5 protein-coding genes and 1 pseudogene are annotated in these 5,133 nt (G+C 64.9%); 2 read left to right on the top strand and 4 right to left on the bottom strand.

The genetic code is table 11. From position 1 onward, the window contains the following. A pseudogene (locus EOA75_RS28435) lies at positions 1–936 on the top strand (exopolyphosphatase); the annotation flags it as partial. Positions 937–940: 4 nt separating this feature from the next. Here EOA75_RS28435 and EOA75_RS28430 read toward each other — a convergent pair. The 4 genes from EOA75_RS28430 to EOA75_RS28415 form a co-directional block, all read right to left on the bottom strand. Next, a complete protein-coding gene (locus tag EOA75_RS28430; protein WP_127325726.1) occupies positions 941–1,363 on the bottom strand; it encodes a DoxX family protein in 423 nt (140 codons plus the stop codon). Between the two features lie 131 nt (positions 1,364–1,494). Further along, on the bottom strand, positions 1,495–1,917 hold the full coding sequence (locus tag EOA75_RS28425; protein WP_067001137.1) for a DoxX family protein: 423 nt from the start codon (positions 1,915–1,917) through the stop codon (positions 1,495–1,497). 291 nt (positions 1,918–2,208) lie between these two features. Further along, a complete protein-coding gene (gene fumC / locus EOA75_RS28420) occupies positions 2,209–3,606 on the bottom strand; it encodes a class II fumarate hydratase (protein ID WP_127325725.1) in 1,398 nt (465 codons plus the stop codon). A 131-nt stretch (positions 3,607–3,737) separates the two neighbouring features. Beyond that, the gene (locus tag EOA75_RS28415; protein WP_127325724.1) at positions 3,738–4,220 is read right to left on the bottom strand and encodes a cupin domain-containing protein; all 483 of its coding nucleotides are present in this window, start codon (positions 4,218–4,220) and stop codon (positions 3,738–3,740) included. A 105-nt stretch (positions 4,221–4,325) separates the two neighbouring features. Here EOA75_RS28415 and EOA75_RS28410 point away from each other — a divergent pair. After that, positions 4,326–5,133, top strand: an 808-nt coding sequence (locus EOA75_RS28410; RefSeq protein ID WP_164747614.1) for a LysR family transcriptional regulator, incomplete at its 3' end; no start/stop codon positions are given.

Here is a 5,133-nt window from a genome sequence, read left to right as displayed (position 1 = left end):
GGGCAGGGCAGGGTGTTCTACGCCGTCGGCGGAACCTGGCGAAACCTCGCCCGGCTGCATATGGAGATGACCAACTACCCGCTCGGCGTCATGCATCATTACGAGATCGCCGCCGACAGCGCCCTGAACTTCCTCAGGCAGGTGGCCAAGGGCGAGGTCGAAAAGGTCAAGGGCATCGAAGGCGTCTCCAAGAACCGCCGCTCGCTGCTGCCTTACGGTGCGGTCGTGCTGCAGGAAATCATGGCGGCAATGCAGCCCTCGAAGATCGTCGTCTCGGCGCAGGGCGTGCGCGAAGGCTTCCTCTATTCGCTGCTCGACGCCGCCGAGCAGAAGGCCGATCCGCTGATCTCCGCGGCGGAGGAACTGGCGCTGCTGCGCTCGCGCTCGGTCCATCACGCGCATGACCTCGTCGACTGGACGGACAAGGCTTTCAAGGCCTTCGGCATCGACGAGACGGTGGATGAGGCGCGCTACCGCCACGCCGCCTGCCTGCTTGCCGATATCGGCTGGCGGGCGCATCCCGAATATCGCGGCCGGCAGTCGCTCAACATCATCGCGCATGCGTCCTTTATCGGCGTCGACCATCCTGGCCGCGCCTATCTGGCCCTGACCAACGCCTATCGCCATGACGGCATCTTCAACGATGCGATCGCGGCCGAGATCAAGACCCTGGCGCCGCCGCGCATGCTCGAGCGCGCCCGCGTGCTGGCGGCAATGATGCGTGTCGTCTACCTGCTGACGGCGGCGATGCCCGGGGTCATGCCGCGGCTGAAATGGGAAAGCCGCGGCAACGGTGCGCTTGCGCTGGTGCTGCCGGCCTCGCTTGCCGACCTCTATGGCGAGCGGCCGGCCGGCCGGCTGGCGCAGCTCGCGCGCATCACCAACCGCCGCCTGGTGCTGGCGGTCGAGGGCGGGCCGAGCATTTCCGTCAAGTGACGGATCAGGTGATCTCGGCACCGACGCCAAAAGGGCGGCCGTCGGCCGACCATGCGCCGGCGCCGGCCATGGCGAGCGCCAGGAAGCCCCCGGCAATGGCAATGTCCTTCATCAGCATCTGCCGGTGCATGAAGGTGAGGGTCGCATCCTCGCCGCCCTGGCCGAAATGGCCGATGAAGCCGGCGACGATAGTGAAGGCGGCAAGCAGCAGCGCCGCGATCCGCGTCTGAAAACCGACAAGGATCAAAAGTCCGGCGATCAGCTCGAACAGGCCGGTGCCCCAGGCCGCCAGGGTCGGTAGCGGCAGGCCGAGGCCGGTGAAGTAATCGATCGTGCCGGATATGTTGGTCAGCACCTGGAAGCCCGAGGGCACGAACAGCGCGGCAAGCAGGAGCCGCGAGGCGAGAAGCAACGCGTTGCGGTTCATGGCCCACCTCCCTTGCCGGTATCCGGGAATGCACCGGCTCTCGGTGCAGTGTACGCCTGCACTCGAGAAAACGAAAAAGCGGCGCGGAAAATTCCGCGCCGCCAAAGTTTCAGCTTGGGAGGGGAAGGAGATCAGCCGCGCTTGGCGTCGATCGAATAGGCGCCGGCGCCGGAGGAGGCGAGCAGGATGAAGCCGCCGGTGATGGCGAGGTTCTTGAGAAACTGGATCATCTGCATCTGGTCGGCCCAGCCGGTGTGAGCAACCAGGCCGGTAGCGATCGTGAAGATGGCGAGCAACCAGGCGGCGATCCGCGTCTGGAACCCGACAAGAATGGCAAGGCCGCCGAGCAGCTCGATGAGGCCGACCACGACGGCCGTCACGGTCGGAAGCGGCAGGCCGAGGGCGCCGAAATAGCCGGCGGTGCCGGAAATGGCGGTAAGCTTGCCGAAGCCGGAAAGCAGGAAGATGACGGCGAGCAGGATACGGCCGAGCAGGATGGTGGTGGCACTGTTGGACGCGATGCTGGTACCGGCGGCGGAAGTGTTGATGGACATTGGCGAGTCTCCGAATCGTGTTGGATGCCCAGTCAGATAGACGACGAAGACTGTTCACCAAAGCCGCCGATGCGGCGACACATTGTTCACAGGCAGTATGTTTCGCTGACCGGCGGATGCGCGCGAAAATCGTGTCGGCGGACTGGGATTAACGAGTAAATTGTGCCCCCGCAAAATAGCCAAGCCATCGGTGGGGCTGCAGTCGCAGACCTCGGAGGCTAGCCGAAACGCCCGATCGGGTCGTCTTCGCCCTGAAATGGCGACCTCTTGGGTCAGTCCGCGCCGCGAGAATTAGCCCGGATGCGTCATGTCCTCGGGCCGCACCAGCCGGTCGTAGTCGGCCTCGCTGACCAGCCCGGTGGCAAGAGCTTCCTCACGCAGCGTGGTGCCGTTCTTGTGCGCGGTCTTGGCGATCTTGGCGGCGTTGTCGTAGCCGATGGTGGGGGCGAGCGCCGTCACCAGCATCAGCGAGCGCTCCAGCGCCGCCTTGATGTTGTCTTCCCGCGCCTCGATGCCGACGACGCAATTGTCGGTGAAGGAGACGGAAGCGTCGGCAAGCAGCTGCACCGACTGCAGGAAATTATAGGCCATCAGCGGGTTATAGACGTTGAGCTCGAAATGGCCCTGGCTGCCGGCGAAGGTTAGCGCGGCATTGTTGCCGAACACCTGCACGCAGACCTGCGTCAGCGCCTCGCACTGCGTCGGGTTGACCTTGCCCGGCATGATCGACGAGCCCGGCTCGTTCTCCGGCAGCGACAGCTCGCCGAGGCCCGAGCGCGGGCCTGAACCGAGCAGGCGGATGTCGTTGGCGATCTTGAACAGCGCCGCCGCCGCCGCGCTGATCGCGCCATGCGAGAACACCATGGAATCGTGTGCTGCGAGCGCCTCGAACTTGTTCGGCGCCGTGACGAAGGCGATGCCGGTGATGGCGGCGATCCGGTCCGCCACCTTTTCCGCAAAGCCAACCGGCGCGTTGAGCCCGGTGCCGACCGCGGTGCCGCCCTGCGCCAGTTCCTGCAGGCCGGGCAGCGTCTGCTCGATGCGCTTGATCGACGACGCGACCTGCGCGGCGTAGCCGGAGAATTCCTGGCCGAGCGTAAGGGGTGTGGCGTCCTGCGTGTGGGTGCGGCCGATCTTGATGATGTGGTTGAAGGCGCGGGCCTTGGCGTCGAGCGCTTTGTGCAGATGGTGGAGCGCTGGGATCAGGTGATGCGCGACCCGCTCGGCGCAGGCGACATGCATGGCCGTCGGATAGGTGTCGTTTGACGACTGGCTCATATTGACGTGGTCATTCGGGTGCACGGGCTTCTTGGAGCCCATCACGCCGCCGAGCATCTCGATGGCCCGGTTGGAGATCACTTCATTGGCATTCATGTTGGACTGCGTGCCCGAACCGGTCTGCCAGACCACGAGCGGGAAATGGTCGTTGAGCTTGCCGTCGATCACTTCCTGCGCGGCGTCCACGATTGCCTTGCCGATGGCTGGATCCAGCCGTTTCATCTCCATGTTCACTTCGGCCGCGGCGCGCTTGACGATGCCCAGTGCGCGCACGATCGAGGCCGGCTGCTTTTCCCAACCGATCTTGAAATTGCCGAGCGAACGCTGCGCCTGCGCGCCCCAGTAGCGGTCGGCCGCGACCTCGATGGGACCGAATGTATCGGTTTCGGTTCTGGTCTTCTCAGCGCTCACGGGAAATCTCCGGTCTGTCGATTTGCGCAAGGGCGTATCGCGTTGCACAAAACCCTTCAAGCGGAGATTGCGGGCGAGGAAGATGCAAATCGGTTGAAGGGGGCTGCCGATCTCCCCCCTTGTGGGCCAGATCAGCCCTCCATCGGCGGTCCAACGATGTCGATGCCGTTCTCGGCGCAGAGTCTCGTCAGCGTCGCCATCATCTCGGGCGTCGGCGCCCCCGGCTGCGGCAGGTCCGGCCGTTCGGCGGGGCGGCTCGCCAGGCGCACCATCGTCTCGAAATCCGAGCCGCGCGTGACGGTGAGCGTATGCGCGCCTTGCGGAGATTCGACCCTGTATGTATGCGGCAGGCCCTTCGGCGCGATGACGGTTTCGCCCGCGCCCACGACCCGCTCATGGCCGTTGATCTGGAAACGCATTTGTCCTTCGAGGATGTGAAATACCTCGTCTTCGTTGCGGTGCATATGCAGCGGCGGGGAATCGCCATAGGGCAGGCGATGCTCGATGACGCAGATGCCGTCCTCTCCGTCGGCCGAAGAGACCTGGATGGCGACGAGCGTGTTGTTGAACCAAAGGAGTTCCTTGCCTGCGATGGTCCGCTTGATCATTGTCATGGTGTCTCTGCTTTGTGTTGGGCCGGCGAAGCGGCGTCGACGGCGAACTAACCAGCGACGCGTGGGAGATGGAAATCGAATGATCATATGGACTGAATTGATGCGATGAATTTGAACGCGCTCGATCTCAACCTGGTGAGGGTGCTCGACGCGCTTTTGCGCGAGAAAAGCGTGACGCGCGCCGGCGAGCAGATCGGCCTCAGCCAGCCTGCGGTGAGTGCCGCGCTCAACCGCCTGCGGCATACGCTCAACGACCAGCTCTTCGTGCGGCGCGGCAACGACATGGTGCCGACGCCACGCGCCGAAAGCCTGGCCGGGCCTGTGCGTGCCGCGCTGCGCGAGATCGAGCGTGCTTTCCAGCCGGCGAAGGACTTCGATCCGGCCAGGCTGGAGCGGACCTTCACCTTCATGGGCGCGGATTTCTTTTCCATGCTCCTGATGCCGCCCTTTGCCGCGCGCATCGCGGCGGTGGCGCCATCAGTGTCGTTCCGCTTCCTCGACAGCGCCATCGGCGACGTCTCGAAACTGTTGCAGGAGGACCAAATCGACGTGGCACTGGAGCGTCCCCTGGAAGTCGCCGAATGGGTTTCCAGCGTACCGCTGTTCGGCTCGCCCTTCGCCGTCATCGCGGCGAAGGGCAATGCAGCGCTCAATCGGGCCGGCATCGCCGAAGGCGAGCAGGTGCCGCTCGATCTCTTCTGCGAGCTGCCGCACGCGCTGCGCTCCATCGACGGCTCGATGTCGGGCTTCACCGATGACGCGCTGGGGAAGATGGGCCGGACGCGCCGGGTCACGCTTGCCTTGCCGCATTTCCAGGCGGTCGCGCTGGCCGTGGCGAGCGGACCCTATCTGGCGGCCGTTCCAATGCAGTTCGCGGCGGTGGCGGCGAAATCCTTGCCGCTCGGCATCTACG

It is taken from the genome of Mesorhizobium sp. M1A.F.Ca.IN.022.07.1.1 (genome assembly GCF_003997575.1).
In the GTDB taxonomy this organism is placed as follows: domain Bacteria; phylum Pseudomonadota; class Alphaproteobacteria; order Rhizobiales; family Rhizobiaceae; genus Mesorhizobium.
Note: the sequence above shows the minus strand (reverse complement) of the source record. Positions and strands in the feature narration are given on the sequence as shown.